This window comes from Streptomyces coelicoflavus (genome assembly GCF_003112555.1).
GTDB lineage: Bacteria > Actinomycetota > Actinomycetes > Streptomycetales > Streptomycetaceae > Streptomyces > Streptomyces coelicoflavus.
In genome coordinates, this window is record NZ_BEWB01000004.1 from 222,807 (window position 1) to 249,717 (window position 26,911).

The window sequence follows — 26,911 nt, forward strand, 5'->3', positions numbered from 1 at the left end:
GGTGGCTTCCCCGGCAGACTCCCCTTCCCCGAGCCGTAGCAGACCTCCCCGAGAAGGCGAACACGACCATGGCGGCACCGACACCCCCCTCGCGCCCCGCGGGCCGCACGGACCACCTGCTGGTCGTGGACGACGAGCCCACCGTCCGGGAACTGCTGCGCACCGCCCTGCGCTACGCCGGGTTCGACGTCGACGCCGCCGCCACCGGCCTGGAAGCCCTCGACCTGGCCGCGCGGCGCACCCCGGACCTCGTCCTGCTCGACGTCATGCTCCCGGACATGGACGGCTTCGAGGTGATCCGCCGCCTGCGCGCCCAGCCCCGCTCCCCGCGGCCGGGCCGGGGCGGCGACGTCCCGGTCCTGTTCGTCACCGCGCGCGAGGACCGCCGGGACCGGCTGCACGGACTGCGCCTGGGCGGCGACGACTACGTCACCAAACCCTTCGACCTGGAGGAGCTGATCGCGCGGATCCACGCCGTGCTGCGACGCACCCGCGGCGAGACACCGGTCCGCCTCACCGTCGGCGACCTGCACCTCGAACCCGACAGCCACCACGTCACCCGGGCGGGCCGGACCGTGCGCCTGTCGCCGACCGAGTTCCGCCTGCTGCACTTCCTGGTCGCCAACGCCGGACGGACCATGACCAAGAGCCAGATCCTGGACAGCGTCTGGGAGTACGACTTCGGCGGCGACCCCAGCATCGTCGACACCTACATCAGCTATCTGCGCCGCAAGGTCGACCCCGGTGACGCCGACGGACCCCGGCTCATCCACACCGTCCGCGGCGTCGGCTACGTCGTCCGCGAGCCCCGCCCGTGAAGCGGCTCGGCCCGTGGTCCCCCGCGGCGTGGCTGGGCCGGACGTCGCTGCGCACCCGGCTGCTGTGCCTGTCCGTCGCCCTGGTCGCCGTCGGTCTGCTCGGCACGGGGCTGCTCGTCACCACCGCGCTGCACGGCTACCTCCAGGACCGGGTCGACGACCGGCTCGCACTCACCGGTGAGATCTCCGCCCGGCTGTCCCCGCCGCCCGGCACCGGCACCCCGCCGAGCGTGCGCGCTGTCGGCGTGCTCGGCGACACCACCGTCACGTACGTGGACGAAGCCGGTGCCGCCCGCCGGACGTTCGACGCCAGTACCGCGCCCTCGGGCGGCGGGCCCGACCTGCCCCGGCTCGACCGTGCGGCCGTCCTCGGCCACGGCGGCCGGCCCTTCACCGTGTCCGCCCGGGACGGAGAGCACGACTGGCGGGTCGTCGCCGTGGCGCAGCCCGCCAAGGCCGTGCCGCCGGACCTCGCCGAGAGCGGCGGATCCGTCGTCGTGGCCACCTCCATGGAGGAGGTCGACCGCACCATCACCAAGACCCGGAACCTCTCCCTGACCGCGGGCGTCGCCCTGCTCGCGGTCCTGGGAGTCGCCGGCTGGTTCGCAGTGCGCTCGGGGCTGCGTCCGCTCACCCGGATCGAGGAGACCGCCACCGCGATCACCTCCGGCGACTACTCCCACCGCGTCCCGCGACCCGCCGCCGCGCACACCGAGGTGGGGCGCCTGACCACCTGCATCAACCAGATGCTCGACCGGATCGACACCGCCTTCCGGGCCCGCACCGAGGCCGAGGCGAGAACCCGGCGCTTCTTCGCCGACGCCAGCCACGAACTGCGCACGCCGCTCGTCGGCATCAAGGGCTACACCGACCTGCACCGCATGGGTGCCACGCCCACCCGCGAGGACGTCGACCGGACGATGACGCGGATCGCGGCCGAGTCCGAACGCCTCACCCGGCTCGTCGAGGAGATGTTCCTCCTCGCCCGCCTCGACGAGGACACCGTCGCCGCGCAGAGCGGCCCGGACACCGCCCGCGCACCCGCCCTCGCCCTCGACCTCGCCCCCATGGACCTGCGCACCCTCGCCGCCGACGCCCTGCGCGACGTACGCGCCCTGGACCGCACGCGCCCGGTGACCCTGACCGGACCGGGCGGCGGGAAACCGGCCAGCGCCCCCGCCCACGCCGACGAGGCCCGGCTGCGCCAGGTCGTCACCAACCTCATCGGCAACGCCGTCACCCACACCCCGTCCGGCACGCCCCTGCGCATCGGCGTCGGCACGGTGGGGCCGCACGCCGTTCTGGAGGTCGCCGACCAGGGGCCCGGCCTCACCGACAGCGAACGCGCCCACGTCTTCGACCGCTTCTACCGCACCGACGACTCCCGCACCCGCGCCACCGGCGGTTCCGGCCTCGGCCTCTCCATCGCCCACGCCCTCGTGACCGCGCACGCCGGCCGCGTCACCCTCGACACCGCCCCCGGCCGGGGCTGCACGTTCCGCATCCTGCTGCCCCTGCCCGACGACCCGGCGCGGGCCCGACCCGCCGACCGGCCCACCTGACCGCCCGCCGCCGCCGCCGTCCTCGTCCGGGACGGCGGCGGCGGGCGGTGACGCGGTCACGCGGTACGCGGTACGCGGTCACGCGGCCGGGCGGCCGGCGCGGCTCCGCAGGAACAGTGCGGCGACGAGGACACCGACGAGGACCAGGCCCGCGTTGACGGCGACGGCCGTGAGGACGCCCCGGTGGACGGCGGAGGCGGTGGCCGCGCCCGCGGATCCGGCGGTGACGACGGCGGACATCACGGGCGTCCCCAGGGTGATGCCGACCTGCTGGGACATCGACGCCAGGCCGGTGGCCAAACCCTGTTCGGCGTCCGGCAGTCCGCTGGTGGCCGTGACCATGAAGCCGACGATGACGAGCATGTTGCCGACCCCGCCGAAGAAGGTGGCGGGCAGCAGCAGGGCGAGGGACGCCCCGGTCGTCGTGCCGAGGAGGAGCAGCGCCGCGGTGAAGACCGCCTGGACGAGGCCGCCGCCGACCAGGACGGTCACCGTGGACGTCCTGGAGAGCAGCCTGGGGGCGAGCAGACCCCCGACGACGGTGCCCGCGCCGAGGACGCCGAAGGTGACGCCGGCCGCGAGAGGGGAGAAGCCCAGGGTCTTCTGGAGGTACAGGGTGAGCAGGTAGACCAGCGAGGTCTCGGTGACGAAGGCGAGCAGGCCCAACAGATTGCCCCAGGCCACGGTGGGGCGCCGCAGCGTCCCGAGCGGTACCAGCGGCGCGGCCACCCTCCGCTCGACCAGGACGAACGCGGTGAGGAGGAGCACGCCCGCGGCCAGTCCGGTCAGCGCGTGCGGGTGGGTCCAGCCGTGCTCGCCGGCCTGGGTCGTGCCGTAGACGAGACCGAGCAGACCGAGGGTGACGGTGAGGGCGCCCGGCAGGTCGAGGCGGGGTCGGCCGGCGGGCCGGGACTCCTTGATGACGGCCGGGGCGACGAGTACGACGGCGAGCGCGACGGGCACGTTGACGAAGAACGCCCAGCGCCAGGAGAGCAGGTCGGTCAGGACTCCGCCGAGGATCGCGCCGGTGGTGAAACCGGCCGACATCAGCGCGCCGTTGATGCCGAGCGCCTTCTGCCGCAGGGGGCCCTCGGCGAACGAGGTCGTCAGCAGGGAAAGGCCCGCCGGGGTGGCGGCGGCGGTGGCCAGACCCTGGGCGACGCGGGCGGCGAGCAGTACCTCGGGGCTGGTGGCGAGGCCCCCGGCCAGCGAGGCGACGCCCAGCAGTCCGAGGCTGCCGATGAAGATCCGCTTGCGGCCGATCAGATCGCCGATGCGGCCGAAGAAGAGCGTGAAGCCCGCGGCCGACAGCGCGAACGAGGTGGCGACCCATTGCAGGTCGGCGAGGGAGAAGCCGAGCCCGTCGCCGATCGCGGGCAGCGCGACGTTCAGGATCGAGAAGTCGACGGCCAGCATGAACTGGGCGACCAGCAGGACGCCGAGGACCAGCTTCGACCGGCCGGTGAGCCGCTGCGGTTCGCTCTCGCGGTCGGCGGCGGGGTCGGCGGCGGGATCGGTGGCGACGGTGGTGGCGGGGGGCATGACGTTCCCTTCCCATGCTCACTAATGGGTCCATGGTTCCGTTACGGCGGAGAACGTAGCACGCATCGAAGCGGTAAAGGAACTGTGGTTCCGATAAGGTGGGTCTCTGCTGCCGCTGGTGAGAAGCGCGCGTCGTGAGTGAGGAGAGGTAGTCGTCATGCCGGACTCAGCCGCCCCGGGAACCCGGCGCCCAGGAGGCCGTACCGCCCGTGTCCGCGAGGCCGTTCTCCAGGCGGCGGGCGACACGCTCGCCACCGAGGGCTTCGACATGCTCGACCTGGGCGAGATCGCCCGCCGGGCCGGCGTCGGCAAGACGACCGTCTACCGCCGATGGGGGAGTCCGGGGGGTCTCGCCGCCGACCTGCTCGCGGACATGGCGGAGCAGTCGCTGCCCCGCGCCGACACGGGAACACTGGAGGAGGATCTCCGGGCGAACGCGCGCCTGGTCGTCAAGACGCTCAACGACCCCCGCCAAGGGCGCCTGTTCAAGGCGCTGATCGCGGCCTCCCTCTGCAACGAGCAGGCGGCCGAGGCCCTGCACCGCTTCTACGCCGTACGCGTCGACGCCTGGGCCGGCTGCGTGCGCGACGCCGTCGCGCGGGGCGAAGTCCCCGACGGCACCGATCCGCACGGCGTCGTGGCGGCCGTCTCCGCCCCGCTCTACTACGCGTTGCTCAACACCGGCCGGCCCCTCACCGAGGCCGACGCCGACCGCGCGGCGCGCGCGGTGGGCACCGCCGCGCGCGCGGGTGTGTGGGCGACGGGTTGACGGGACGACGGCCCGGCACCGCGCTGAAGGTGCCCGGCCGTGTCGCCGACGAGGTGAGCGGGGCCGAGGGCCGGCGGGGCCGGCGCGGACAGCGGGGACAGCGGGGACAGCGGGGGCAGCGGGGACCTGTACTTCGACGTCGGAGACCTGTGCTGGACGGTCGGGGAGCCCGCCGCGGCGCCGGAGCGGGACGAGGAGGTCACCGGCCGAGATCCGCGAGCAGGTCGACCACGTTCCCCGACACTGTGGGAGCGTGGTTGCCCTGATGGCCCAGGAGGTGCACCGGCACCGATCCGGAACACCTCACGGACAGGTCGGACAGCGCGCAGCCGTTCAGTACCCACCGGTCGCCGCCCAGGTCGGCGGCGGTCACGTCGGTGTACCACAGCGTGTTGCCGCTGAAGGTTGGCGGCAGGACTCCGGAGACCACCACCCCGGTGCCCGGATCGCGGGGCGAACCGCTCACGGGGAAGGCGACGTTGGTCGTCCAGCGCGCAGGCGCGCCGCCGTTCGAGTGGTTGAAGGTGTTGCCGGTGACGGCGCCGTGGTTCCAGTTGTCGGCGCTCTGCCGGCCGTAGGGACTGGTGGCGGCGAGGGAGTAGTAGGCGCCGTAGCAGGCGACCACCGTGTTGCCCTGGATGTTCCAGTTGCCGGAGGAGTTCCACACCGCCAGCCGGCAGGAGGTGAAGATGTTGCCCGTCAACAGCGAGTACTCACTGCGGTCCGCCGCCGACACGCCGAAGTAGCAGCGGTCGAAGGTGTTGCCGCTCACCACTGTGCGGGCGCTCATGTAGTCGTCGGTGGCGGAACCGGTGACCACGACGCCGGCGCCCCGCCACCGCTCGAAGTCGCAGTCGACGACCCGCACGTCACTGCTGCGGGTGACGGTCATGGCCACGTGGCCGGTCACCATGGCGGTGCCGAGCGGGTCGTCCGCCTGGCCGCGGAAGCGCACGCCCGAGACGGTGACGCCGCGTCTACGGGTGATCCGCAGCGCCGGTGTCGAGGTGTCGCCGACGGTGACGGTGGCGCCGTTGCCCACGATGAGGCAGCCGTCCGGAAGCTCCACCGGCGCGTTCAGTGTGTAGGTGGCTCCCGGTTCCAGCTGTACCCGGCTCGTGGCCGCCAGCGCCTGCTGCCAGTCTTCTCCCACGGCCACGACGGGAAGCCCCGACGTGCTCCGGGTGCCGGTGGGCGGGGAGGCGGCGGCCGCGCGCGGGGTGATGAGGGCTCCGGCCGCGGCCGCGCCCATCACTCCGGCAAGCATCCTGCGCCTCCCGTTCGTGGTACCGGCGCGCCCGTTCTCTTCCATGCTCACCTCAGCCGTGTTCACCAGGGGACGCCCGGTCGCGGGTAGGTTCCGGGAGGGCGATTCGACGCGTCCGCGCAGTCAGCTCAGCAGACGTCTGATGTCCAGACCGCCGGGACGGACGCTAAGCGCAGCCGGGGGAGCCGTCAAGTGCGCGGTGCCCGCCACGTGTTGACGCTCTCCCGAAGTGCCCTCGGGGGCGACCCGCGGAACCCGCCGCCGCTGTGCCTCAGCCCGCCAGGGCGGTGCAGCCCAGGGCGAGCAGGGCGAGGACCTTCACGATCTCCAGGGCGACGTAGTGGAGGTGCGCGCCGGAGCGGTTCTCCGCCGGGTCCTCGCCCGCGAGCACCGCGTCGGAACGGCGGTTCAGGCGGGGGCGTACGGCGCCGAGCTGCACGGCCAGTACGGCCACCGCGACGGCGGTGAGCGTCACGACCGTCGCCGAGGGGCCGCCGGTGCCGACCGCGACGGCCACGGCGACGGCGAGGACGGCCTCGGCGAGGTTCAGGGCGCGGAAGACCATGCGGCCGATGCCGAGCCCGACCGGGATCGTCACCCCGGGGGCCCGGAACTTCAGCGGAGCCTCCAGGAAGGAGATCGCCAGCACCATGCCGAGCCAGAGGAAGGTGACGGCACCTGCCACGGCCGCCGACGTCGTGTCCATCGCGGAGACCTCGTCCTTCTCGTCGTCCTTCTCGGTGTTCTCTCGGGTGTTTCTCTTGGTGTCCTTGGTGTCCTTGGTGCCCTTGGTGTTCTTGGTGTCCTTCCGGGGAGTGCCCCCGTGCCAGAATGTACGACCACGTCCACGCCGCCCACCCCGCGCCCCCCGCACCGTCCCGCCCCGAGGTTCCCGTGACCAAGCCCGTCGCCCGTGAGCCGCAGCGCCGCAACGCGCGGTCGAACCGGGCGCGCATCCTGGCCACCGCCCGCCGGGAGCTGGGGCGAAACCCGGACACCACGCTGGAGGAGCTGGCCCGGGCCGCCGGCGTCGTACGGCGTACCCTTTTCGGCCACTTCCCGGGGCGTGCTGCGCTCCTTGAGGCCCTCGCCGAGGAGGCGTCCGAGGCGCTGCGGGACGCGATGGCCGACGCGGTGGGCCCCGGCGAACCGGCCGACCGGGCGCTCGCCCACTTCACGCTGCTGATGTGGCCCGTGGGTGACCGCTACCGCATGCTGCTGGCCCTCGCCCGGCACGACCTGGGCGTCGAGCGCGTGGCCGAGATCCTGGCCCCGGCCCGCGCCGAGGTCACCGACATCCTGGAGCGCGGCCGGCGGGACGGGGCCTTCCCGGCCCATCTGCCGCCCGCCGTGCTGAGCGCGGGTCTCGAAGCGATGGTCGTGGCGCTGCTCGAGCAGGTCAACACCGGTGCCCTGGAGGACGACGGCACCCGGGCCGCCGTCGCCATCCTCATCGCGGCCGGGGTGCCGGAGGGGCGCGCCCGGACCGTGGTCGAGGGTGTGAGCCCGGCCGTGCTCGCGAGGTCCGCCCCGGTCGACTAGGTACCCCCCCGGTTCAGCAGGCGCCCCCCGACCCGGTCGGGGGGCGCCTTATTTGCACGTCCGTGTGCAACAAATTACGCTGCTCTTGTCTGCTCACTCATGGGCAATTAACTTGCCCTCCCTTGTCTCCGGGAGCCCCCCATGCCCCTACTGGCCACCACCCCCGTCGAGAAGATGTCCGGGCCCTACGCCCGGCGCTGGTGGGCTCTCCTCGTGCTCTGCCTGGCTCTGCTGATCGTCGTCATGGCCAACACGTCCCTGATCGTGGCCGCCCCGGACATGACGGCCGACCTGGGCCTGAGCAGCAGCGACCTGCAGTGGGTCATCGACGGCTACACCGTCCCGTACGCCGCGCTGATGCTGGTCCTCGGCGCGATCGGCGACAAGTACAGCCGCCGCGGCGCCCTGGTCACCGGTCTGGTGATCTTCGCGGGCGGTTCGGTGATGGGCAGCCTGGTCCACGAGACGGGGCTGGTGATCGCGGCCCGCGCCGTCATGGGCGTCGGCGCCGCCGTCGTCATGCCGGCCACGCTGTCCCTGCTGGTGGCGGTCTTCCCGAAGGGGGAGCGGGCCCGTGCCATCACGGCCTGGACGGCCACCTCCGGACTCGCCATCGCCGTCGGGCCGCTGGTCGCCGGCTGGCTCCTGGAGGACCACGCCTGGGGATCGACCTTCCTGGTCAACGTCCCCGTCGCGGTCCTCGCCGTCGTCGGCGCCCTGATCCTCGTACCGCCGTCGAAGGCGGCCGGCGCGGGCCGCATCGACTATGTCGGCGGGCTGCTCTCCATCGTCTCCGTCGGCAGCCTGGTCTACGCGACCATCGAGGGCCCGCACTTCGGCTGGGGCGCAGGTCCCGTCACCGCGGCCGTCGTCGCCGCCGTCGGCCTGACCGGCTTCGTGGCCTGGGAGCTGCGCCACCCGCACCCCATGCTGGACGTGCGCAGGTTCCTGCTGCGGCCCTTCAGCGGCTCCATGCTCGCGGTGCTGTTCTTCTTCTTCGGCACCTACGGCGCCATCTACTACGCCACGCAGTTCCTGCAGTTCGTGCTCGGCTTCGGCGCGCTGGAGACCGGCGTGCGGCTGCTGCCGCTGGCCGGTGCCGTGTTCGTCGGTGCCGCGGTGACCGGACGGCTGACCCCGAAGCTCGGTGTGCGGGCCATGGTCGGTTCCGGCATGGCGATCGGCACCGTCGGCGTCTTCCTGCTGGTCCTGATCGACCAGGGCTCCACCTACGCCGACTTCCTCGCCCCGATGCTGCTGCTCGGCCTCGCCATCGGCCTCAGCGTCTCCCCGGCCACCGACACCATCATGGGCTCCTTCCCGGAGAGCGAGCTGGGCGTGGGCGGCGGCGCCAACGACACCGCCCTGGAACTCGGCGGCTCCCTGGGCATCGCCGTCCTGGGCTCCCTCCTCGGCACCTCCTACCGGGACGAGCTGTCCGGGCTCGTCGGCGACCGGCTTCCGGCCGCCGCCCTCGACACCGCCCAGGACTCGGTCGGCGGCGGACTCGCCGTCGCCGAGCGGCTCGCCACGAACCCGGCCGCCGGACCCGAGCAGGCGCAGGCCCTCGCCGACGCCGTGAACAGGGCCTTCGCCCACGGCGTCTCGACGACCAGCCTCGTCGGCGGCGTCATCATGGCCGTCGGCACGGCCGTCGTCCTCGCCGTCCTGCCGGGTCGCCGGGCCCGCCGGGCCGCCGAGGCGACCGCTGTGGCGAGCCCGGAGCAGGGGCAGGCGGAGGGGCAGGCGCAGGAGCGGGAGCAGGACGCCGAGCTGAGCCGTCCCCGGGGCTGAGCCCCGTCCCGACGGTCCCGTCAGTCGGCCAGCGCCGCCAGCTCCTCCGCCGTACGCGGGCCGGGCGCCGAGTCGGGCAACAGCCCCCGCGCCCGCAGCAGTCCGGCCGCCGCGACGCCCCACGGCAGCCGCAGACCGGCCCGGCGGAGCAGGTCGGTACGGGCCAGCGTCGGGGCGGTCGGGCCGGTGCGGACACCGTCCGGGGTGAGCAGGGCGGCGTCGTCCGACCAGCGCAGGGCCAGGTCGACGTCGTGGGTGGCCATCACGACGGTGGTGCCGGCGGCCCGCAGCCGGTCCAGGGTGGCGAGCAGCCGCTCCTGCCCGTCCGGGTCGAGCCCGGCGGTCGGCTCGTCGAGGATCAGCACCCGGGGCCGCATCGCCACGGCCCCGGCGATCGCGGTCCGCTTGCGCTGCCCGTACGACAGCAGGTGCGTGGGCCGGTCGGCCAGCGCCGCGATGTCCAGCGCGGTCAGCGCCTCCGCCACCCGGGACCGGACCTCCGCGTCGGGCAGCCCGAGGTTCAGCGGCCCGAAGGACACGTCCTGGCCGACCGAGGCCGCGAACAACTGGTCGTCCGGGTCCTGGACCACCAACTGCACCGTGGTCCGCAGCCGGGTCAGCCCCTTGCGGTCGTACGTCACCGGCTCCCCGGCGACCGCCAACGTGCCCGCGCGCGGCCTCAGTCCGCCGCTGAGCAGCCGCATCAGCGTGGTCTTGCCACTGCCGTTGCGGCCGAGCAGCGCCAGCGCCCGCCCCTCGCGCACCGCGAAGTCCAGGCCCGCCAGCACGTCCGGACCCTCCTCGTAGGCGAACGAGGCGCCCCGCAGGGCGACCAGGTCCGGGGCCGGGTCCGGTTCGGACGGCCGCACCGGTTCGCTCACGACAGGGGTCCTTCCAGTACGAGGGTGAGGCCGGCCAGCGTCGCGAGGAGCGCGAGGCTCGCCGCCGTGAACGGCACCGAGACACGGGCCTCGGGCACCAGCACGCGCAGGGTGCCGTCGTAACCGCGCCCGGCGAGCCCCGACTGGAGCCGCGCCGCCCGGTCGAAGGCCCGTACGAACGCGGTGGCGCCGAGTCCGCCGAGCGAACGCCAGGCCGCCGCCCGCGTGGTGTGGCCCAGCCGCGCCGCCTGCGCCTGCCGGATCCGGTGCACGGAGTCCAGCAGCAGGAAACTCATCCGGTACGTCACCAGCGCCACGTCCACGACCGGCGCGGGCACCCCGGCCCGCACCAGCCGGGGCAGCAGGTCGGACATCGGCGTGGTGAACGCGAACAGCAGCACCCCCAGCGAGGCCGCCGAGGTGCGCAGCAGCAGCTCACCCGCGCGCACCGCACCGCCGTCGGCCGCCGACAGGAACCCCTCCGGGCCCCCGACCTGCACGAGGAGCGGCAGCGCCCCCGTCACGCAGAAGCCCAGCGGCACCCGGTAGGCCCGCCACAGCCGGCGCCCCGGCACGCCCGCCGGGCCGAGCAGCACCGTCAGCGCCGTCACCAGCACCAGCGCCGCGCCCGGCCAGGGCGGCAGCGAAATCGCGAGCACGGTCAGACCGAGACCGAGCACGGCCTTGTCCACGGGATGGCGGCGGCGCCAGCGACTGGCGTGCGCCGCCGCGTCGATCGGCAGCACTCAGTCCCCTTCGGGGGTGTTCCCCGGTGCCGTCGCGTCCCCGGAAGCCGTCAACGCCCGCTCCTCGCCCTGCCGCCGGCCCCGGCGCAGGCCGAAGTAGTACGCCAGCACGCCCGCGCCGAGCGCGGCCTGAAGTGCGAACAGCGCCGACTCCACCTCCCCGGACGGCGGTTCGTACAGCGGGGAGAACCACGGCTCGTAGTCCGGCTCGATCTCGGTGATCGCCGTCTCCGCCTCCGCGTCGGCCCCGGCGAACGGCTCCTCCTTGTGGTCGCCGAGCCCCAGCACCAGCGGCAGCACCGCCAGCGCGGCCACGGCGAGCAGCAGCAGGGCGTTGATCCTCGCGTTCCGGCTCATCGGGCCACCGCCCCGGACTTGGCGGCCGCGGTGGCCGACTTCGTCAGCAGCACGCCCAACCGCGTCAGTTCGCCCCTGCTGGACTGCACGAGCAGCCGCATCACGATCACCGTGAGCAGACCCTCGCTCACCGCCAGCGGGATCTGCGTGACGGCGAAGATCGACCCGAACTTGCCGAGCGCGCCCAGGAATCCGCTGCCCGGGTCGGGGAAGGCCAGCGCCAGCTGCACGCTGGTGACGCAGTACGTGGACAGGTCGGCGACGAACGCGCCGAAGAACACGGTGACCATCAGCGGCACGTCCCAGCGGCGCAGCAGCCGGTAGACGCCGTACCCGGCCCAGGGGCCGACGATCGCCATCGAGAAGACGTTGGCGCCGAGCGTGGTCAGCCCGCCGTGGGCGAGGAGCAGCGCCTGGAACAGCAGGGTGATGGTGCCCAGGACCGCCATGATCGGCGGCCGGAACAGGATCGCGCCCAGACCGGTGCCGGTCGGATGCGAGCAACTCCCGGTGACGGACGGCAGTTTCAGGGCCGACAGGACGAACGTGAAGGCCCCGGACGCGCCGAGGAGCAGTGTGCTCTCCGGGTGCTCCCTGACCTCACGGGTGAGTGACCGTACTCCGTGGACGACGAACGGCGCGGACGCGACACCCCAGGCGATCGCGTGCGCCGGTGGCAGAAAGCCCTCGGCTATGTGCATGGCTCAGCAGACCCTCTCCAGCACCTCGTGGATGGACGACGCGCCTTGGCCGGTCTCCTGGCTTACGGGTACCACCGCCCGTGCTCCGCCTTCCCGGACCGCAAGCGATCCAGTGGCTGCCCGTTAGGGCCTGTCGTCACATTCCCGCCTGCCCGGCGACGCCATGCACGCACTCTCGCCGCACCGGGCGCCGACCACGTACAACCAGTACGCCGGTCGACGCTCGGCACGCCGAGAGCACGCACCTGACGCCGCCGGGCCCGCCCTTCGGGCGGACGACGGGAATGTGACGACAGGCCCCAGGGCCGGAGCCGGACTTCCCGATTCACAGTGGCGAGGGCCGCACCGGCATCACACCGGATTTCCCGTTCACCAAGGCGTGGCGACAGTAGTGCTCCCACGGGGGTGCGCACAACCACGCCCCGGGCCCGCCCCGCACCCGGCCGGACCGTCCGGCAGGCCCCGGGGCTGCGGAAACGCCCGGCCCCGCCGGTCCGGCGGCCGCCGTCGCCCGTCCTCGCCCGGGGTGGCGAAGATCTCCCCGCGCCTGTGGTGCCGGGCACCCCGCCTCAGCGGGACCGGCCCCGCTCGGGCCGGCGGACCACCATGTCCCGCAGCCGGGTGGTCAGCGCGGTCGCCGCGGCCGTGAGGAAGACGAAGCTGTAGGCGATCTGAAGGACGGTCACCAGCCGCGCCGCCTGGCCCCGCGGGGTGATGTCCCCGTACCCGACGGTGGCGAGCGTCACGACGGTGAAGTACAGCGCGTCGAGCCGGGTGTGCAGTCCGCTGAACTCGCCCGGCTGCTTGGCGAGGGCGTAGTACGTGGCCGAGAAGACGTGCACGGACAGCACGATCAGCAGCGAGATGACCACCCCCGGCCGGCTGTCCGGACGGTCCAGGAGGACGTGCCGGATCTGCCGGAGCAGCAGTACGGCCACGACGGTCAGCAGCAGGGCGAACAGCACCCAGCTCAGCACGGGCCGCTGCGGGCCCAGGTGGTCCAGGGGGAGCAGGAAGTAGGCCACGACCACGGCGACCGCGATCCCGGCCCGTACCAGCCAGGGCCGGACGGCGTCCCAGCCGGTACGGCGGCCGGCGCGCGGGCGGGGCTCGCAGCGGGGCGCGGGGCGGCGGCCGGTCACCGTGCCGCTCCCGGCGCCGGTGCTCCGCCGGGCGCCGTCCCGCCCGTCTCCGGCACGGTCCGGCGTACCAGCTGGGCGACGACGAAGGCGACGACCGACGCCATGACGATCAGCGGCATCTGGTCGTGGGCGTCCCGGCCCATCAGCAGCACCGCCAGGACCGCGCTGGCCAGGGGCAGGCCCGTCACCGCGGCCGCCGCGGCGGAGATGCCGAGGGCGAGGGCCGGTGTCGCGCCGAACCCGGGCAGCCCGGAACAGGCCAGGGCGGTCGCCGCGCCCAGCAGCACGGACGGGAAGATCGGGCCGCCGCGCAGCGCGCCCAGCGCGATGCCCCAGGCCAGCCCCTTGCACACGACCAGGGCGACCAGGGCCCCCACCGACCAGGCGTGCGGGTGTGCGGCGAGCTGGGCGAGGGTGGCCTGGCCGGACAGCGCCGCCTCGGCCGGGGAGCGGCCGGTGATCAGCGCGTACGCGGCGACACAGACACCGACCGCGGTGGCGCAGGCGACGGTGCGGGCGGCCGTGCGGTGCCGGGTCCAGGCCACGGTCCGGTGCCCCAGGCCGCGGGCCAGCGTGACCAGTACGGCGATCAGGGCGGCGGTGGGCAGGCCCCACAGGAAGTCGCCCGCGTCCGGACCGGCCTGCGGCGGCAGCTCGGGCAGGGCCAGCGCGCCGATCTCGAGCCCCGTCCACTGCCCGAAGCCGGTGAAGACCAGGGCGCCCGTCGCGCTGGCCAGCAGACAGGGCAGCAGCAGGGCGACCAGCTGGGTGCCGGCCAGCCCGGCCCCCTCGATCAGCAGGACCGCCGCCGCGATCGGCCCCCCGAGGATGGTGGAGATCGCGGCGGTGGAGCCGGCCGTGGCGAGGATCGCGCCCGCCCGCTGGTCGCCGCCCGCGCCCGCCCGCCGCAGGGCCAGCAGGGCGAGCCCGCTGCCGACGGCCATGAGCGGAGCCTCCGGGCCCAGGACCACGCCCAGCGGCAGCGTGGCCAGCGCGGCGAGCACCGCGCCGGGCAGCGCGCGGGGGCCGACGGGCGCGCCGCCCAGACCGTTCACCGGCAGGTGGCCGCCACCGCCCGGCATCCGGGTCACGATCGGCGCCAGGACCAGCCCGGCGAGCACCAGCGCGGGCAGCGGCCACCACCACGGCGGGGTGTCGTATCCGGCCGCCTCGGGCAGCGAGGTCCACACCCAGTGCTGCAACTCGTGCTGGAGCCCTACGAAGAAGAAGCAGGCCAGCGCGATGGGAACGCCCAGCAGCACGCACAGCAGCAACAGCCGCCGGTAGCCGGGGCTGAGCAGGGTCTGCCGCAGGGACTGCTCGGCCCGTTCCGGGACGGCGTTCGCCGGCGCGGTCACGGAACCCGCCCCCGCGGGCCCCGCCGGGGCAGCCGCCGACTCGTCACACGCCCTCCTTCTTCCGCCCCGAGGTCCCTCGGTCAGCCGTGGCCCTCGGGTGCCGTTCAGTTAACGCGAGGCCGGGGACGCCCGCACGCGCACGTCCGGTGCGCGGTTCACCCGTCCGGCGGACCCACGTGGCCGGGGAGGGCGGACGCCCGCAGGCTCTGAACGACCCGTCGGTGCCGTCGGCGCAGGCGGTCAGCTGCCCCGTACGGGGGACACAGAAAGGACTCCGCTCATGAGCCAGCACGCCGAACCTTCTCCCGGCCGGCCGTCCCACGGCGGCGACGCCTCCTGGGCCCAGCGCTCGGGCGACCGCAGCAGCGGCTGGGTGACCGGCGGTGTCGTCTTCGCGGGCGTACTGCTCCTGCTGAGCGGTGCCCTCGCCGTCCTCCAGGGCATCGCGGCCATCGCCGAGGACGACGTGTACGCCCGCATCGGCACCTACGTCTACGAGATGAGCCTGACCGGCTGGGGGATCGTCCACGTCATCCTGGGCGCCCTCGTGTTCGTCACCGGGTACGGCCTGCTCAAGGACATGACGTGGGCGCGCATGGCGGGCATCGTCCTCGCCTCGCTGAGCCTGATCGCCCAGTTCCTGTTCCTGCCGTACTCGCCCGTCTGGTCCGTGATCATGATGGCGATCGACGTGTTCGTGATCTGGGCCCTGGCCAGCCGCCAGGACAGCGCCTCCCGGGCCTGAGACCTCAGCGGCGGCGCAGGCCGCGGGCCAGTGCCGCCGCCCCCGCGACGCCCGCGGCGGCGGCCACCGCCGTGCCCGCCAGGGCCAGCGCCCGTGCCCGGCGGCCCGGAGCCGCCGGCCGGGCGCCCGGCGCGGTGCCGTACGCGCTGCCCGGGACCTCCGGGCCGGCCGCGGGACCGGCCGGCAGCGCCGACGCCAGCAGCTCCGCCAGGTGCACGCCCTCGTGGCCGCCGCTGTCGAACTCGTGGATCTGGGTGCGGCAGCTGAACCCGTCCGCGAGGACGACGGTCGACTCGTCCTCCTCCCGCAGCCGAGGCAGCAGCACCCGCTCCGCGCACGCCTCGCTGACGTCCAGGTGGCCGCGCTCGAAGCCGAAGTTGCCGGCCAGCCCGCAGCAGCCGGAGTCCAGCCGCTCCGCGTCCACCCCGGCCCGGCGCAGCAGCTCCCGGTCGGCCTCCCAGCCGAGCACCGCGTGCTGGTGGCAGTGCACCTGGGCCAGCGCACGCGCGGAGCGGTCGGGGACCTGCGGCGGCTCGTAGCCGGGGGAGTGCTCGGTGAGCAGCTCCGACAGCGTCACCGTCTGCTCCGCCAGCCGCAGCACGTCCTGGTCGCCGGGGAACAGCTCCGACGCGTCCGCCCGGAACACGGCCGTGCAGCTCGGCTCCAGCGCCACCACCAGTCCGCCGGACCGCACGTGGCCGGCCAGGGCGCGCACGGTACGGGTGAGGACCCGCTCCGCCGTGCCGAGCTGCCCGGTGGAGATCCAGGTCAGCCCGCAGCACAGCGGCTCGTGCGGCAACTCCACCCGCCAGCCCGCGTGTTCGAGGACCCGTACCGCCGCCCGGCCGATGTGCGGGTGGAAGTGGTTGGTGAAGGTGTCCGGCCACAGCAGAACCGGCCCGCGGTGCCCGTCGCCCTCCGGCTCGTGGTCCGCGAACCACTGCTCGAAGGTCCGCTCCGCGAACAGCGGCACCTCCCGGTCCGCCACCCCCGCCACCAGCCGCGCCGCCTCCGACAGCAGCGGGGCGTGCGTCAGCGCGTTGACGACCGGCCCGAGCCGGGTGCGGCCCACCACCTGCGCGAGCGCCGGCAGCCAGCCCATCGACCAGTCCGAACGAGGCCTGCGCCACGGCCGGCCCGCGTAGTGGTGGGACAGGAACTCCGCCTTGTACGTGGCCATGTCCACGTCCGCCGGACAGTCTTTCTTGCAGCCCTTGCAGGCCAGGCACAGATCGAGGGCGTCCTTGACCGCCTCCGAGCGCCAGCCGTCCCGGAGCGCGCCGTCCCCGTGCCCGTCGAGCATCTCGAACAGCAGCCGCGCCCGGCCTCGCGTCGAGTGCTCCTCCTCCCGCGTCACCTGGTACGACGGGCACATCACCGTGCCGTCGCTGGTGTGCTGCCGGCACTTCCCGACGCCGACGCAGCGGTTGGCGGCCTGGGAGAACGAACCCCCGTCGTGCGGGAACCGGAAGTGCAGGTCACGCGGCTCGAACGGGGCCCAGTCACCACCGAGCCGCAGATTCTCGTCCAGCCCGTACGGTGCGACGACCTTGCCCGGGTTCATCCGGTTCCCCGGGTCGAAGACGGCCTTCAGCCGCCCGAACGCCTCGACGAGCCGGTCGCCGAACATCCGGGACAGCAGCTCCCCCCGGCTCTGCCCGTCCCCGTGCTCGCCGGAGAGCGAACCGCCGAACTCGACGACGAGGTCCGCCGCCCGCTCCATGAACCTCCGGTACGTCGCCACCCCGTCGGCGGTGTACAGGTCGAACGGGATCCGGGTGTGCACGCAGCCCTGCCCGAAGTGCCCGTACAGACTCGGACCGGTGTCGCTCAGGTACCCGAACTCGTCGAACAGGGCCCGCAGTCGCCGCAGGTAGTCGCCCAGCTTCTCCGGGGCGACCGCCGAGTCCTCCCAGCCCTCGAAGGTGTCGGGCTTGCCCGGGATGTGCGCGGTGGCGCCGAGCCCGGCCTCGCGGACCTGCCACAGGTCCTGCTCGTGCGACGGGTCGTCCAGGAACGCGCAGTCGGCGTCGTGCTCGGAGCGGTGCAGGGCCTCCAGCAGCCGGTGCGACCGCGCGTCGGCCTCGTCGACGGTGTCCCCGCCGAACTGCACCATCAGGTAGGCGTTGCCCTCGGGCATCTCGGCCAGCGCCTTCGGGTTGAGGTGCTTGATCCGCTCGTCGCGGACCAGCCGGGCGTCGACCCCCTCCAGCGCGATCGGCTCGTGCGGCAGGATGTCGGGCACCGCGTCGGCGGCCTTGTCGATGGTGTCGAAGCCCAGGACCAGCAGCGAGCGTTCCTTCACCACCGGCACCAGTTCCAGCTCCGCCCGCACCACCGTGACCAGCGTCGACTCGCTGCCCACCAGCAGCCCCGCCACGTCGAAGCCGTACTCGGGCAGCAGCGAGTCCAGGTTGTAGCCGGAGACCCGGCGGGGAACGTCCGGGAACCGGCGGCGGACCTCGTCCCCGTAGGTGTCGCGCAGCGTCCGCAGCCGCCGGTAGACGGCCGCCCGCAGATCCCCCTGCCGTTCGATCTCGGCGTACTCCTCGTCGCTCGTCTCGCCGCACCAGAAGCGGGTGCCGTCGTACAGCAGCACCTCGAGACGGGCGATGTTGTCCACCACCTTGCCGTGCGCCTGCGCGGTGGCCCCGCAGGAGTTGTTGCCGATCATCCCGCCGAGGGTGCAGTTGGGGTGGGTGGCGGGCTCGGGCCCGTAGCGCAGGCCGTACGGCGCGAGCCGCCGGTTCAGGTCGTCGAGCACGATGCCGGGCTGTACGACGCAGGTGCGGGCGTCGGGGTCGACCGACTCCAGCCGCGTGCAGTACTTGGACCAGTCGAGGACCACGCCCGCGTTGGTGCACTGCCCGGCCAGGCTCGTTCCGCCGCCGCGCGAGAGCACGGGCGCGCCGAACTCCCGAGCCACAGCCACGGCCTCTGCCCCGGCCTCCGGGGTGCGCGGGACGACCACGCCGATGGGGGTCTGGCGGAAGTTGGAGGCGTCCGTGGAGTAGGCGGCCCGGCTCCCGGCGTCGAAGCGGATCTCGCCGTCCACCCGTGCGCGCAGGGCCGCCTCGAGGGCGGCGGTGTCGACCGGCGGCGGTGCCCCTTCGCGCGTGACGGGCTCGGGCAGATCCAGCGCACCCATGGGCACTCCTCCGTGTGACGGTGTACGTCCGTCGGCACGGCGGCGGTGCCCGCCCGGGCCGACGGCGGTCGCTGAGTACCCGGCCCCGCACCGCGCAATCACCGGACACGGAGCGTCGCCAACCGTGTCGCTGTTGGGCCGAACGGGTGACTTGGCGTAAGAATTGGCTGGTGCAGGCAATGAAGGCGAGTGAAATCGGGGGAGCCGGTGAACAGCCACGACGTCACCGATGAACAGTGGGAAGGGCTCGCCCAGGTCGTTCCGTTGCGCGGGCGCGATGCCTGGCCGTCGGCGGTCGGTCACCGGGCGATGCCGGAGGCGGAGACGGAGCGGCGCCGCCGGTTCGTCGTGCTGCGGGTCAACGTGTTCGCGGACGCCCGCGAGGTCGCCGAGACCCTGATGGCGGGCATTCCGGTCCTCCTCGACCTGACCAGCGCAGAGGGCGACGTCGCCAAGCGGGTCCTGGACTTCAGTACCGGCGTCGTCTTCGGCCTGGCCAGCGGGATGCACCGGGTCGACCGCAACGTCTTCCTGCTGACCCCGGCGGGGACCGAGGTGAACGGGCTGATGGAGGGCGCGGTGGGGGTGCCGGGGATGTGACGGCCCGCGGGCGGGGAAAGAGGCGTGGCCCCGGGCCGGGAGGAGGCGTGACCGGTGAGGGCGGAGTTCCCGGGGAGTGACGGTGGCCCCCGGCCCTGACCGCCCGGTCCCCCGATCGTAGGAAAGCCGTCCGGGCAAAACGGTTCGCCGTCCCGCGGAGTTCTACGGTCCGCATATGGCAGCGTCACCTGCGTCCTTCCCGTCACCGGCGTCCGCCGGGGCCACCGCGTCCGCCGGGTCCACCGCGTCCGCCGCGTTGTTCGGGGCCGCCGCGGCGCCCGGGTCCGTCGCGTCGCCGGCGTCCGTCGCGGCGAACGCCGACCGGCCCCGTGTCACCCAGTTGAGGCTGGCGGCCTTCGCCGGGCACCGGCGCGCCGTGCTGCGGCTCGGTCCGCTCACCCTGCTCGCCGGGCCCAGCGGCAGCGGCAAGACCAGCGCGCTCAGGGCGTACGACGCGCTGGCCCGGCTCGGCGGCGGCGCGGAACTCGGCGCGGTGTTCCCGGACGCCGGTGCCTGCGTGCCCGAGCGTGCCCGGCCCGACGCCCAGCGCCGCCGGGGCTTCCGCATCGGCTGCACGGCCGACGGGGCCGAGGGACCGGTGCACCTGGACGTCGCCGTGCAGGCCGAGCCCGAGCTGCGCATCGTGGGGGAGCGGCTGTCGGCGGACGGCGTCGTGCTCCTCGAGACGGCCCTGCGCGACCCGGGCCGCCGCGCCGTGCAGGCGGCCTGGCACACCGCCGGGTCGGCGCCCGTGACCCGCGCCCCCCTGCCGGACGACCGGCTCGGCACCCCGCTGCTGCCGCTGCGGGTGGCCGGCAAGACGGACGGGCAGCGCAGGGTGCTCGCGGCGGCCGAGCAGATGGTGGTGGCCCTGCGTTCCGTCTTCGCCTGCGACCCGCGCCCGGAACGGATGCGCGAGCCCGTGCCCACCGGCTCCGGACACCTGCTCGGCGGCTGCGACAACCTCGCCGACGTGCTGTGGCGCACCCGCGCCGAGTGCGGCCGGCGGCACGCGCAGTTCGTCGCGGCGGTGCGCACCGGATGTGCGGGTCCCGTCGAGGACGTCCTGGCCGAACCGGACGCCGGCGGCGTGGTCCGCGCGCTGATCGACCGGGGCGACGGCACCCGCACCGGACTCGCCCGCCTCGGCTATGGCGAACTGCGCTACCTCGCCCTCGCGCTGGTGCTGTTCACCGGCCCCGGCGTACTGGCGGTCGACCCGGCCGGCGAGGTGCCGGCCGCTCTGCAGACGCTCACCGTCCTCGCCGACGGCTTCGACCGCGGCCTCGACGTGTGCCAGCGTGCCGAACTGCTCCGGCTGGCGGCGCGGATGTGCGACCGCGGGCACATCCGCCTCCTCGGGGCGGTCGCCGACGCGTCGTGGGCGGAGCGGGCGGCCGGGGAGGCGGGGACGGCACGGACGGGCGGGCCGGGCGGTGTCACGGTGGTACACCTGAGCCCGTGACCGATGATCCCCGTGACCTCGTGGCCCTGCGGCGCAGGCTGGCCGAGTTCGCCGCCGCGCGCGACTGGCAGCCGTACCACACCCCCAAGAACCTGGCCGCGGCCCTCAGCGTGGAGGCCTCCGAACTCCTGGAGATCTTCCAGTGGCTGACGCCCGAGCAGTCGGCCCGCGTGATGACCGACGCGGACACCGCCCACCGGGTCCGGGACGAGGTCGCCGACGTGCTGGCGTACCTCCTCCAGTTCTGCGAGGTGCTCGGCGTCGACCCGCTGGCCGCGCTGGAGGCGAAGATCGAGCGCAACGAGAGCCGCTTCCCGGTGGCGGGCGAAACGGGCGCACCGGAAGGCTGAGCCGGAGGAGTCGATGACTCCGTTATCACTCTCCGCAGTCGCGATCCGGCCAGAAATCACAAAGGTGTCCGAAGATTTCCGCCTTCCTCTAGCTTTTCGCCCCACACGCCTTCACTCTGGGTAGTGGACAACGGAGTTCGGGCGGACGCGCCGCGCGCGCGTCGGAAAAGACGGGGGCAGCGCATGGACGCTGTGCGGCTCATCGTGACGAGTGGGCGTGCCCTGGCCGCCGGCGGCGAGGTGCCGGAGGTCCTGACGGAGGTGTGGCAGGTGCAGGCACTGGCGCAGGCGATCGGCAGTCGGCTGGCGGTCCACGGACCACCCGAACTGCGCGGCGAGGCCATCGGGTTGACCGAGCTGGCGGGCCGGGGCTGCGGGGTGCTGCGCACTCCGGAGCTGGCCCCGGGTGAGCTGCGCGCCTCCCAGCTCACCGAACTGGGTGACGCCCGGCAGGCCCTGATGCGCCTGGGCACCCTGCTCGGCGAGACCGGCATCGCCCTGGTGGCCGTCGCCTGCGCCGCCGGCGACGAGGCGACGTACTGGCAGTGCATGGAGGCCATCGACGCGGCGGACGAGTCACGGGACCGCGTCCTGGAGATGCTGCGCAAACTGGCGGACCGCGACGCGCACTTACCGGAGCGGGAGGCGGGGTAGGCCCCCGCGTTCCGCGCGCCGCGACCGGAGCCTGTGCCGTACCCCCGCGCCGAGCAGGCAGGATGGGAGTCATGGATCTCCGTATCTTCACCGAGCCCCAGCAGGGGGCCACCTACGACACCTTGCTCACCGTGGCCAAGGCCACCGAGGACCTCGGCTTCGACGCCTTCTTCCGCAGCGATCACTACCTCCGCATGGGCGCCGCGGACGGCCTCCCCGGCCCCACCGACGCCTGGATCACCCTCGCCGGACTCGCCCGGGAGACCAAGCGCATCCGCCTGGGCACCCTCATGACCGCCGGCACCTTCCGGCTGCCCGGTGTCCTCGCCATCCAGGTCGCGCAGGTCGACCAGATGTCCGGCGGCCGCGTCGAGCTGGGCCTGGGCGCCGGCTGGTTCGAGGAGGAGCACAAGGCGTACGGCATCCCCTTCCCGAAGGAGAAGATCGGCCGGCTGGAGGAGCAGCTGGCGATCGTCACCGGTCTGTGGGCCACCGAGGCCGGCAAGACCTTCGACTTCCACGGGAAGTTCTACGACCTCACCGACTCGCCCGCGCTGCCCAAGCCCGCGCAGGCCAAGGTGCCCGTGCTCATCGGCGGCCACGGCGCCACCCGCACCCCGCGGCTGGCCGGTCAGTACGCCGACGAGTTCAACATGCCGTTCGCCTCCATCGAGGACACCGAGCGCCAGTTCGGCCGGGTACGGGCCGCCGCCGAGGCGGCCGGCCGCGGCGCGGACGCCCTCACCTACTCCAACGCCCTCGTCGCCTGCGTCGGCAAGGACGACGCCGAGGTCGCCCGGCGCGCCGCCGTCATCGGCCGCGAGGTCGAGGAGCTGAAGGCCAACGGCCTGGCGGGCTCCCCGGCGGAGGTCGTCGAGAAGATCGGCCGGTACGCCGAGGCCGGCGCCCAGCGGATCTACCTCCAGATCCTCGACCTCGACGACCTGGACCACCTGGAGCTGATCTCCTCCCAGGTCCAGTCGCAGCTGTCCTGAGCCCCTGCCGGACAGCCGGAGAGCCGGCCCCGACAGCCGGAGAGCCGGACCCGACAGCCGGACAGCCGACCGTCGAATAACCGAAGGCGCCGGTCACCCGCCCTGTGCGATCGTGTGACCGGCGTCCTGCCGGAGCCCTCGGGGTACCGCCCCGGGGGCTCCCGCACGTACGGCGCCGGCATTCGTCCGTCGCACCACCGACCCGGCCGGAGAGGCCCATGTTCCTGACCGTCACCACCACCGGCACCCCCGAGCACCCCGCGACCGACCTCGGTTTCCTGCTGCACAAGCATCCGGGCAAGGCGCAGGCGTTCTCCACCTCCTTCGGCACGGCCCACGTGCTCTACCCCGAGGCGGAGGAGCAGCGCTGCACGGCGGCGCTGCTGCTGGAGGTCGACGCGGTGGCGCTGGTCAGGCGCGGCAAGGGCAAGGGCCGCGGCGGCGCCCCCGACGCCGCACTCGCGCAGTACGTCAACGACCGCCCGTACGCGGCCTCGTCGCTCCTCGCCGTCGCGCTCAGCAACGTCTTCTCCAGCGCGATGCGCGGCGTGTGCAAGGCCCGCCCCGAGCGCGCCGACCGGCCGCTGCCGCTGCGCGTGGAGATTCCGGCGCTGCCCGCCCGCGGCGGCCCCGACCTCGTACGCCGCCTGTTCGAGCCGCTCGGCTGGGCGGTCGACGTCGAGTCCGTCCCGCTGGACACCGCGTTCCCCGAGTGGGGCGACTCGCGCTACGTCCGTCTCGTGCTGGAGTCCGAGACCCTCACCCTCGCGAACGCCCTGCGCCACCTGTACGTCCTCCTCCCGGTGCTCGACGACGCCAAGCACTACTGGGTCGCCCCGGACGAGGTCGACAAGCTGATGCGGGCCGGCGGTGCCTGGCTGTACTACCACCCCGAAGTGAAGCTGATCACCAGCCGGTACCTCTCCCGCCGCTGGTCCCTGACCCGCGAGGCGATGGACCGGCTGGAGCTGATCCGGCTGGCCGAGACCGACGACAGCGAGGTCGAGGAGATCGACAACGCGGTCGAGGCGGAGGCCGAGCAGGAGCCGAAGCCGACCCCGCTGGCCGTGCACCGCCGCGAGGCGATCCTCACCGCGCTGCGCGACCATGCGGCCGCCCGCGTCCTCGACCTCGGCTGCGGCGAGGGGCACCTGGTGCGCGAGCTGCTCAAGGAGCCGCGCTTCACCGAGATCGTCGGCGTGGACGTGTCGGTGCGCGCCCTCACCATCGCCTCCCGGCGGCTCAAGCTGGACCGCATGGGCGAGCGGCAGGCCGCGCGCGTCCGGCTCTTCCAGGGCTCCCTCGCCTACACCGACAAGCGTCTCAAGGGCTACGACGCCGCCGTGCTGAGCGAGGTGATCGAGCACCTCGACCTGCCGAGGCTGCCCGCCCTGGAGTACGCCGTCTTCGGCTCCGCCCGCCCCCGCACCGTCGTCGTCACCACTCCCAACGTCGAGTACAACGTGCGCTGGGAGACCCTCCCGGCCGGTCACGTCCGCCACCGCGACCACCGTTTCGAGTGGACCCGCGAGGAGTTCCGCACCTGGGCCGGGACGGTCGCCGAACGGCACGGCTACGACGTGGAGTTCCGCCCCGTCGGACCCGACGACCCCGAGGTCGGCCCGCCCACGCAGCTCGCCCTGTTCACCCTGAAGACCACGACCGGGACCCCGACCACCACCGCGACCGCGACCGCGACCGAGAAGGAGGCGAAGGCCGCATGAGCACCGCAGACACCACCGGCACCACTGGCAGCACTGAGGACACCTCCGTGCGGGCCCGCGCCCTGCCCGTCACCGACCTCTCCCTCGTCGTGCTGATCGGCGCCTCCGGCTCCGGCAAGTCCACCTTCGCCCGGCGCCACTTCAAGCCGACCGAGGTCATCTCCTCCGACTTCTGCCGGGGCCTGGTCGCCGACGACGAGAACGACCAGAGCGCCAGCCGCGACGCCTTCGACGTCCTGCACTACATCGCGGGCAAGCGGCTCGCCGCCGGCCGCCGCACCGTCGTCGACGCGACCAACGTGCAGCAGGACGCCCGGCGTCAGCTGATCGACCTGGCCCGGAAGTACGACGTGCTGCCCATCGCCGTCGTCCTCGACGTGCCCGAGCAGATCTGTGCCGAGCGCAACGCCGGCCGCACCGACCGCGCCGACATGCCCCGCCGGGTCATCCAGCGCCACACCCGCGAACTCCGCCGCTCCCTGCGTCACCTGGAGCGCGAGGGCTTCCGCAAGGTGCACGTCCTGCGCGGCGAGGCGGAGATCGAGCACGCCACCGTCGTCACCGAGAAGCGGTTCAACGACCTCACCCACCTCACCGGCCCCTTCGACATCGTCGGCGACGTCCACGGCTGCGCCGCCGAACTGGAGACCCTGCTCGGCAAGCTCGGCTACGGCACCGACGGCGTCCACCCCGAGGGCCGCACCGCCGTCTTCGTCGGCGACCTCGTCGACCGCGGCCCGGACAGCCCCGGCGTGCTGCGCCGCGTGATGTCCATGGTCAGGTCGGGCAACGCGCTGTGCGTGCCGGGCAACCACGAGAACAAGTACGGCCGCTTCCTCAAGGGCCGCAAGGTCCAGCACACCCACGGACTCGCCGAGACCGTCGAGCAGATGGACGGCGAGAGCGAGGAGTTCCGCGCCGAGGTACGGGAGTTCATCGACGGCCTGGTCAGCCACTACGTCCTCGACGGCGGCCGGCTGGTGGTCTGCCATGCCGGTCTGCCCGAGAAGTACCACGGCCGCACCTCCGGCCGGGTCCGCAGCCACGCCCTCTACGGCGACACCACCGGCGAGACCGACGAGTTCGGCCTGCCCGTGCGCTACCCGTGGGCCGAGGACTACCGGGGCCGCGCGGCCGTCGTCTACGGCCACACCCCCGTCCCGGAGGCCACCTGGCTCAACAACACCATCTGCCTGGACACCGGCGCCGTCTTCGGCGGCAGGCTCACCGCGCTGCGCTGGCCGGAGCGCGAGCTGGTCGACGTACCGGCCGAGCGGGTCTGGTACGAGCCGGCCAAGCCGCTGCGCACCGAGGCGCCCGGCGGGCACGACGGCCGCCCGCTGGACCTGGCCGACGTCCAGGGCCGCCGGACGGTGGAGACCCGGCACGCCGGGCGGATCACCGTGCGCGAGGAGAACGGCGCGGCGGCCCTGGAGGTCATGAGCCGCTTCGCCACCGACCCCCGCCTGCTGCCGTACCTCCCGCCGACCATGGCACCGACCGCGACCTCCGGCGTGGACGGCTACCTGGAGCACCCGAAGGAGGCCTTCGCGCAGTACGCGGCGGACGGCGTCGCGCGGGTGGTGTGCGAGGAGAAGCACATGGGCTCGCGGGCCGTGGCCCTGGTCTGCCGCGACGCGGAGGCCGCCCGCGCCCGGTTCGGTGGTGGGGGTACCTCCCGCTCGAGCGCAGCCGAGAGTGGGGGAGGCCCCACCGGGTCCCTCTACACCCGTACCGGCCGCCCGTTCCTGGACGACGCGTCGCTCACCGAGGAGATCCTCGACCGGCTGCGCACCGCGGTCGGCGAGGCCGGCCTGTGGGAGGAACTGGCCACCGACTGGCTGCTCCTCGACGCGGAGCTGATGCCGTGGTCGCTCAAGGCGTCCGGCCTGCTGCGCTCCCAGTACGCCGCCGTGGGCGCCGCCTCGGGCGCGGTGTTCCCGGGCGCGCTCGCCGCGCTGGAGGGCGCCGCGGCGCGCGGCGTCGACGTGGGCGACCTGCTGGCCCGCCAGCGCGACCGGTCCGCCGACGCGGCCGCGTTCACCGACGCCTACCGCCGCTACTGCTGGCCCACCGACGGCCTGGACGGCGTCCGCCTGGCGCCGTTCCAGATCCTCGCCGTCCAGGGCCGCAGCCTGGCCGCACTGCCGCACGACGAGCAGCTCGCCCTCCTCGACCGGCTCGTCGAGCACGACGGCAGCGGCCTGCTGCGGACCACCCGGCGGCTGTACGTCGACACCGGCGACCCGGAGTCGGTCGCGGCGGGCGTCGACTGGTGGCTGGAGATGACCGGCCGCGGCGGCGAGGGCATGGTCGTCAAGCCCGTCGGCGCCCTGGCGAAGGACGGGAAGGGCCGCCTGGTGCAGCCCGGCATCAAGTGCCGCGGCCGGGAGTACCTGCGGATCGTCTACGGCCCCGAGTACACCCGCCCCGACAACCTCGCCCGGCTCAGGCACCGGTTCCTGAACCACAAGCGGTCCCTGGCGGTCCGCGAGTACGCCCTCGGCCTCGAGGCCCTGGACCGCCTCGCGGACGGCGAGCCGCTGTGGCGCGTGCACGAGGCGGTGTTCGGGGTGCTGGCGCTGGAGTCGGAGCCGGTGGACCCGCGCCTGTGACGCACGTTTTCGGCCGAGTCGCCCACCAGGGGCGGCTCGGCCGGACCGACGCCGCCCGAACCCCACATGTCCCTGGTTAACCGTCAGTTCCCGTGCTAACTTCGCAGGTCGGTCAGGGACGTACCGACTCATGGGG

General features: G+C 73.9%; 23 protein-coding genes and 1 riboswitch. Of the genes, 13 read left to right on the top strand and 10 right to left on the bottom strand.

What is annotated here, in order from left to right; translation table 11 throughout:
• Positions 1 to 68: 68 nt before the first annotated feature.
• Both Sco07f_RS09480 and Sco07f_RS09485 read left to right on the top strand, forming a co-directional pair.
• Positions 69 to 818, top strand: a complete 750-nt coding sequence (locus tag Sco07f_RS09480; RefSeq protein ID WP_087789249.1) for a response regulator transcription factor — start codon at positions 69 to 71, stop codon at positions 816 to 818.
• A complete protein-coding gene (locus Sco07f_RS09485; RefSeq protein WP_108987545.1) occupies positions 815 to 2,380 on the top strand; it encodes a sensor histidine kinase in 1,566 nt (521 codons plus the stop codon). Before Sco07f_RS09480 ends, Sco07f_RS09485 begins: the two co-directional genes overlap by 4 nt.
• Before the next feature lie 78 nt (positions 2,381 to 2,458).
• Here the strand turns inward: Sco07f_RS09485 and Sco07f_RS09490 are convergent, their stop codons facing one another.
• The gene (locus tag Sco07f_RS09490; RefSeq protein WP_108987546.1) at positions 2,459 to 3,922 is read right to left on the bottom strand and encodes an MFS transporter; all 1,464 of its coding nucleotides are present in this window, start codon (positions 3,920 to 3,922) and stop codon (positions 2,459 to 2,461) included.
• A 157-nt stretch (positions 3,923 to 4,079) separates the two neighbouring features.
• Between Sco07f_RS09490 and Sco07f_RS09495 the strand changes: the two genes are divergently transcribed.
• Positions 4,080 to 4,691 carry a TetR/AcrR family transcriptional regulator gene (locus tag Sco07f_RS09495; protein WP_007445113.1) on the top strand — a complete coding sequence of 204 codons (612 nt, stop codon included), beginning with the start codon at positions 4,080 to 4,082 and terminating at the stop codon, positions 4,689 to 4,691.
• 199 nt (positions 4,692 to 4,890) lie between these two features.
• On the opposite strand, the gene Sco07f_RS09500 is transcribed toward Sco07f_RS09495, so the two are convergent.
• Both Sco07f_RS09500 and Sco07f_RS09505 read right to left on the bottom strand, forming a co-directional pair.
• The gene (locus Sco07f_RS09500; RefSeq protein ID WP_159106934.1) at positions 4,891 to 5,958 is read right to left on the bottom strand and encodes a right-handed parallel beta-helix repeat-containing protein; all 1,068 of its coding nucleotides are present in this window, start codon (positions 5,956 to 5,958) and stop codon (positions 4,891 to 4,893) included.
• Between the two features lie 271 nt (positions 5,959 to 6,229).
• Positions 6,230 to 6,664, bottom strand: a complete 435-nt coding sequence (locus tag Sco07f_RS09505; protein ID WP_108987791.1) for a hypothetical protein — start codon at positions 6,662 to 6,664, stop codon at positions 6,230 to 6,232.
• Positions 6,665 to 6,852: 188 nt separating this feature from the next.
• Here Sco07f_RS09505 and Sco07f_RS09510 point away from each other — a divergent pair, with 188 nt between their 5' ends.
• A complete protein-coding gene (locus Sco07f_RS09510) occupies positions 6,853 to 7,500 on the top strand; it encodes a TetR/AcrR family transcriptional regulator (RefSeq protein ID WP_087789245.1) in 648 nt (215 codons plus the stop codon).
• Positions 7,501 to 7,641: 141 nt separating this feature from the next.
• Complete coding sequence (locus Sco07f_RS09515) at positions 7,642 to 9,294, top strand: MFS transporter (protein WP_167468058.1); 1,653 nt, start codon at positions 7,642 to 7,644, stop codon at positions 9,292 to 9,294.
• A gap of 20 nt (positions 9,295 to 9,314) precedes the next feature.
• On the opposite strand, the gene Sco07f_RS09520 is transcribed toward Sco07f_RS09515, so the two are convergent.
• From Sco07f_RS09520 to Sco07f_RS09555, 6 genes are all read right to left on the bottom strand, one after another.
• Entirely contained in the window at positions 9,315 to 10,175 is an 861-nt protein-coding gene (locus Sco07f_RS09520) for an ATP-binding cassette domain-containing protein (RefSeq protein ID WP_108987548.1), read from the bottom strand.
• Positions 10,172 to 10,921, bottom strand: a complete 750-nt coding sequence (gene cbiQ / locus Sco07f_RS09525; protein WP_087789243.1) for a cobalt ECF transporter T component CbiQ — start codon at positions 10,919 to 10,921, stop codon at positions 10,172 to 10,174. Before cbiQ ends, Sco07f_RS09520 begins: the two co-directional genes overlap by 4 nt.
• Positions 10,922 to 11,278 carry an energy-coupling factor ABC transporter substrate-binding protein gene (locus Sco07f_RS09530; protein WP_108987549.1) on the bottom strand — a complete coding sequence of 119 codons (357 nt, stop codon included), beginning with the start codon at positions 11,276 to 11,278 and terminating at the stop codon, positions 10,922 to 10,924.
• Complete coding sequence (locus tag Sco07f_RS09535) at positions 11,275 to 11,979, bottom strand: energy-coupling factor ABC transporter permease (RefSeq protein WP_087789242.1); 705 nt, start codon at positions 11,977 to 11,979, stop codon at positions 11,275 to 11,277. Before Sco07f_RS09535 ends, Sco07f_RS09530 begins: the two co-directional genes overlap by 4 nt.
• 286 nt (positions 11,980 to 12,265) lie before the next feature.
• A riboswitch (cobalamin riboswitch) is annotated at positions 12,266 to 12,395 on the bottom strand.
• Between the two features lie 153 nt (positions 12,396 to 12,548).
• Complete coding sequence (locus Sco07f_RS09550) at positions 12,549 to 13,121, bottom strand: potassium channel family protein (protein ID WP_108987550.1); 573 nt, start codon at positions 13,119 to 13,121, stop codon at positions 12,549 to 12,551.
• Entirely contained in the window at positions 13,118 to 14,479 is a 1,362-nt protein-coding gene (locus Sco07f_RS09555) for a chloride channel protein (protein WP_087789240.1), read from the bottom strand. Before Sco07f_RS09555 ends, Sco07f_RS09550 begins: the two co-directional genes overlap by 4 nt.
• A gap of 280 nt (positions 14,480 to 14,759) precedes the next feature.
• On the opposite strand from Sco07f_RS09555, the gene Sco07f_RS09560 reads away from it, so the two are divergent.
• Entirely contained in the window at positions 14,760 to 15,224 is a 465-nt protein-coding gene (locus Sco07f_RS09560; RefSeq protein ID WP_007390148.1) for a DUF7144 family membrane protein, read from the top strand.
• A 4-nt stretch (positions 15,225 to 15,228) separates the two neighbouring features.
• Here Sco07f_RS09560 and Sco07f_RS09565 read toward each other — a convergent pair whose 3' ends face one another.
• On the bottom strand, positions 15,229 to 18,372 hold the full coding sequence (locus Sco07f_RS09565) for an FAD-binding and (Fe-S)-binding domain-containing protein (protein WP_108987551.1): 3,144 nt from the start codon (positions 18,370 to 18,372) through the stop codon (positions 15,229 to 15,231).
• A 207-nt stretch (positions 18,373 to 18,579) separates the two neighbouring features.
• On the opposite strand from Sco07f_RS09565, the gene Sco07f_RS09570 reads away from it, so the two are divergent.
• From Sco07f_RS09570 to Sco07f_RS09600, 7 genes are all read left to right on the top strand, one after another.
• Positions 18,580 to 18,972 carry a cell division protein SepF gene (locus tag Sco07f_RS09570; protein ID WP_042825382.1) on the top strand — a complete coding sequence of 131 codons (393 nt, stop codon included), beginning with the start codon at positions 18,580 to 18,582 and terminating at the stop codon, positions 18,970 to 18,972.
• A 175-nt stretch (positions 18,973 to 19,147) separates the two neighbouring features.
• Positions 19,148 to 20,437 (top strand): AAA family ATPase, encoded by a 1,290-nt coding sequence (locus Sco07f_RS09575; protein ID WP_244942017.1) that lies wholly within the window; start codon positions 19,148 to 19,150, stop codon positions 20,435 to 20,437.
• Entirely contained in the window at positions 20,434 to 20,787 is a 354-nt protein-coding gene (locus tag Sco07f_RS09580) for a nucleotide pyrophosphohydrolase (RefSeq protein ID WP_108987552.1), read from the top strand. Before Sco07f_RS09575 ends, Sco07f_RS09580 begins: the two co-directional genes overlap by 4 nt.
• A 183-nt stretch (positions 20,788 to 20,970) precedes the next feature.
• The gene (locus Sco07f_RS09585; protein ID WP_007445172.1) at positions 20,971 to 21,441 is read left to right on the top strand and encodes a DUF6099 family protein; all 471 of its coding nucleotides are present in this window, start codon (positions 20,971 to 20,973) and stop codon (positions 21,439 to 21,441) included.
• Positions 21,442 to 21,512: 71 nt separating this feature from the next.
• The gene (locus Sco07f_RS09590; protein ID WP_042825389.1) at positions 21,513 to 22,436 is read left to right on the top strand and encodes an LLM class F420-dependent oxidoreductase; all 924 of its coding nucleotides are present in this window, start codon (positions 21,513 to 21,515) and stop codon (positions 22,434 to 22,436) included.
• A 218-nt stretch (positions 22,437 to 22,654) separates the two neighbouring features.
• On the top strand, positions 22,655 to 24,160 hold the full coding sequence (locus Sco07f_RS09595; RefSeq protein ID WP_054102280.1) for a 3' terminal RNA ribose 2'-O-methyltransferase Hen1: 1,506 nt from the start codon (positions 22,655 to 22,657) through the stop codon (positions 24,158 to 24,160).
• A complete protein-coding gene (locus Sco07f_RS09600) occupies positions 24,157 to 26,775 on the top strand; it encodes a polynucleotide kinase-phosphatase (RefSeq protein ID WP_244942018.1) in 2,619 nt (872 codons plus the stop codon). The genes Sco07f_RS09595 and Sco07f_RS09600 overlap by 4 nt, the downstream gene beginning before the upstream one ends.
• Positions 26,776 to 26,911: the final 136 nt, after the last annotated feature.